The 3,363-nt window shown below is 76.3% G+C and carries 3 protein-coding genes and 1 pseudogene; 1 reads left to right on the top strand and 3 read right to left on the bottom strand.

Annotation, left to right across the window (positions count from 1 at the left end; translation table 11 throughout):
• From AB0J68_RS29620 to AB0J68_RS29610, 3 genes and pseudogenes are all read right to left on the bottom strand, one after another.
• A pseudogene (locus tag AB0J68_RS29620) lies at positions 1–567 on the bottom strand (hypothetical protein); the annotation flags it as partial.
• Entirely contained in the window at positions 564–2,147 is a 1,584-nt protein-coding gene (locus tag AB0J68_RS29615; protein WP_363941874.1) for a replication-associated recombination protein A, read from the bottom strand. The gene AB0J68_RS29615 and the pseudogene AB0J68_RS29620, both read right to left, overlap by 4 nt.
• Positions 2,148–2,222: 75 nt before the next feature.
• Positions 2,223–2,435 (bottom strand): hypothetical protein, encoded by a 213-nt coding sequence (locus AB0J68_RS29610; protein ID WP_007458297.1) that lies wholly within the window; start codon positions 2,433–2,435, stop codon positions 2,223–2,225.
• A 141-nt stretch (positions 2,436–2,576) separates the two neighbouring features.
• Between AB0J68_RS29610 and AB0J68_RS29605 the strand changes: the two genes are divergently transcribed.
• On the top strand, positions 2,577–3,317 hold the full coding sequence (locus AB0J68_RS29605) for a GNAT family N-acetyltransferase (RefSeq protein WP_354856044.1): 741 nt from the start codon (positions 2,577–2,579) through the stop codon (positions 3,315–3,317).
• Positions 3,318–3,363 lie beyond the last annotated feature (46 nt).

Raw genomic sequence — 3,363 nt, 5'->3', positions numbered from 1 at the left:
GGCCGGAGCGCCGCTGGACGGGCGGGGCCCGGGAGGGCTCGCCGGGTCACCGCCGCCCGGGCGAGCGGCGGGCGGCGCGGCGGCGCGGGGGCCGGTGCCGGGAACCGGCTGGGCGCCCCGCGCCGCCGGCGGGCCCGCGACGGTGCCGGCGGGCCCGGTGGCCCGGACGCGGTCGGCAGGTGGGCGGTCGGAGTGCTCGCGGTCGGCGGGCGGGCGGGCGTCCGGGCGGCGACCCGGCGGGGGCGCCTCTCCCGGCCAGGGGCCGTCGACCGGGCGGCGCGCTCCGGCGGCCTCCGCGTCCGGGCGGCGTGGGCCGGGCGGCGCGTCCGGCGGCGCCGACGCGCCCGCGCGCGGCGGCACGGGCTCGGCCGGGGCCCCGTCCGGGCCCAGCTCGCCGCGCTGCTGCTTGGCCGAGCGCAGGTCGTCGATCCAGCCGAACTCCTCGCCGGCCACCGGCTCCTCCGGCTCGGCCTCGGCTCGGCCTCGACCCCAGCGGCGGCCCTTCGCGCGGGGATCACGCCGCTCGTCCGGGCCCTCGTCGGGACGGTCCGCACCACGCGATCTCACTGTTGACCCTCTCCTGCGGCGTCAGTGCCGCTGTCCTGCTTCGTGCGGGGACCGCCCGCGTCCGTGGCCGGCTTGCCGTTCCGACCGACAAGCGTCAGGGCGGGCTGCGGTGTTACCGGTGACCCGGCGGTCGGGGCCGCCACCGACGGACCCGCTGTCGCGGGCGAGGAGGCGGTCGGGGTTTCCGGGCGGGCGGGCGGGGCCGGCAGCCCGCGGACGATCCGGCGCAGCACCGGCAGCCGCGTCGACACGGACCGTTCCGCCCCGTGCGGGCTCGGCTGGTAGTAGTCGACGCCCACCAGGTCGTCCGGGACGTACTGCTGGGTGACCACGCCGCGCTGGTCGTCGTGCGGGTAGCGGTACCCGGTGCCGTGGCCCAGCCCTCGGGCGCCGGCGTAGTGCGCGTCCCGCAGCCCGCGGGGCACCGAACCACCCCGGCCGGCCCGCACGTCGGCGATGGCCGCGCCGATCGCGGTGGTGGCCGAGTTCGACTTCGGCGCGGTGGCCAGGTGGATCACCGCCTGCGCCAGGTTGAGCTGCGCCTCGGGCAGACCGACGTACTCCACGGCGTGCGCGGCGGCGGTGGCCACGCTCAGCGCGGTGGGGTCGGCCATGCCCACGTCCTCGCTGGCGAAGATGACCAGCCGTCGGGCGATGAACCGGGCGTCCTCCCCCGCCACCAGCATCCGGGCCAGCCAGTGCACGGCGGCGTCCACGTCCGAGCCGCGCATGCTCTTGATGAAGGCGCTGACCACGTCGTAGTGGGCGTCGCCGTCGCGGTCGTAGCGCACCGCCGCCACGTCGACCGCCTGCTCGGCGGTGGCCAGGTCGATGCGCCCGGTGCCGAGCGCCGTGGCCGAGGCCGCCGCCGCCTCCAGCGCGGTCAGCGCCTTGCGGACGTCACCGGCGGCGAGTCGGACCAGGTGGTCCTCGGCGTCGGTGGTCAGGGCGAGCGCGCCGCCCAGGCCGCGCTCGTCGGCGACCGCGCGGCGCAGCAGGCCGCGTACGGCGTCGTCGTCGAGCGGTTGCAGGGTGAGCAGCACGCACCGCGACAGCAGGGGTGAGATGACCGAGAAGTACGGGTTTTCGGTGGTCGCCGCGAGCAGCGTGACAGTGCGGTCCTCGACGGCGGCGAGCAGCGAATCCTGCTGGGTCTTGCTGAACCGGTGCACCTCGTCGATGAACAGCACCGTCTGCGGGCCGCCCGAGCGGCGCTGGCGACGGGCCGTCTCGATCACCGCCCGGACGTCCTTGACCCCGGCCGAGAGCGCCGACATGGCGACGAAGCGGCGGTCGGTGGCGCCGGCCACCAGGTGCGCGATGGTGGTCTTGCCGCTGCCGGGCGGCCCCCAGAGGATGACCGACAGGGGGGCACCGCCGGAGACCAGTTGCCGCAGCGGCGCGCCGGGGGCGAGCAGGTGGTCCTGCCCGATCAGCTCGTCCAGGCTCGCGGGCCGCATGCGGACGGGCAGGGGCGAATCGTCCGCTACCGGAGTGAAGCCGTCGACACTGGCGGGACCCTCGGGCGCGCTGCGCGGCCCGGTGGGCGCACCGAGGGAGAAGAGAGCGTCGGACTCCATCACGAAGACAGTACCGGGCCCGACCCGCGACGCCGGAATCGCGCTGCGGGCCGGGCCACCGCTGATCGGTCTCGGTCAGCCACGGCCGGGACGACGGCCCCGGTACCAGCGGCCGCCGCCACCGCCGCGCGGGCCGCTGCCGACGCCGGCCAGGTAGAGCGAGAGCAGGAGCAGGCCGATGAGCACGAGGGTGTTCCAGTTGAACAGGTCGGGGGCGCCGAAGTCGGTGTTGAGCAGGTCGAGCAGCAGGGCGAAGCCAAAGACGATGGCCGCGAGAATGGCGAGCATGTCGGTCCTCCGGTGGGGGTTCCCAGTAGGTCGGCGCGTGATGTACCCAATCGGTCGACTCGCCAATCTCCACGGTGGAACAGCACGCGGGCTGCCGGACCCGGCGCGGTCGCCCGTACGGCGGCTCCTAGGCTGACCGTCATGATCATCGACGACCAGGCGCTCCACGACCGGGCCGCCATCCTGGCCGCCGCCGGTGACCACCCGTTCGTCAGGCACTCGCTCTCGCCGGGCGTGCCGGCGCGCGGCTACCGGCGCGACGGCGCCGTGCTGTGGTTGCTGCCGCCCGAGCGCGGGCTGGGCGCGGACGCCATCGGCCCCACCGAGCCGGTGCTGGAGATCTGTGCCGCGCTGGTCGCCGACGGGGTGCTGCGGCCGGAGCATCGAATGCACCTGCCCCGGCTCGACCCCGCCCTGGTGGCGGGCCGGCTGGCGGTGGCCGAGTTCGTCGACTGGGACTTCCACTGGACCACCGTGGCGCCGCCGACGCAGCCGGACGAGCAGCGCGTCGTACGTCTCACCGACGCCGACCGCCCGGCGCTTGCGGCGCTGGTCGACGAGGCGTTCCCGGACACCACCACGCGCCCGGGCGATCCACGGGTCATCGACTGGTACGGCATCCGGGCCGGCGACCGGCTGGTGGCGTGCGGCGCGGACCGCAGCCGGGGCGACGTCGGTTTTCTGGCCGGCCTGACCGTCGCCCCCGACCAACGCGGCCGGGGGCTGGGCGCGGCGCTGACCGCCGGCATGACCCGGGCGCTGCTGGCCCGGCACGACACCGTCGGGCTCGGCGTCTACCCGGACAACGTCAAAGCGGTGCGGCTCTACCGCCGGCTCGGCTTCGCCGACACCCTGTCCCGCACCGCGATCCGCCTCGGCTGAGGCCGCTCATCGACACCGGGCGTCGATGAGCGGCCCTCGCTACCGT

The organism is Micromonospora sp. NPDC049580, assembly GCF_040675595.1.
Taxonomy (GTDB): Bacteria; Actinomycetota; Actinomycetes; order Mycobacteriales; family Micromonosporaceae; genus Micromonospora.
This window is presented reverse-complemented; position numbering and strand designations above follow the sequence as displayed.

Excerpts from the sequence above, each read along its gene's own strand:
- AB0J68_RS29615 (WP_363941874.1), bottom strand. The coding sequence starts at position 2,147 with ATGGAGTCCGACGCTCTCTTCTCCCTCGGTGCGCCCACCGGGCCGCGC.
- AB0J68_RS29610 (WP_007458297.1), bottom strand. The coding sequence starts at position 2,435 with ATGCTCGCCATTCTCGCGGCCATCGTCTTTGGCTTCGCCCTGCTGCTC.
- AB0J68_RS29605 (WP_354856044.1), top strand. The coding sequence starts at position 2,577 with ATGATCATCGACGACCAGGCGCTCCACGACCGGGCCGCCATCCTGGCC.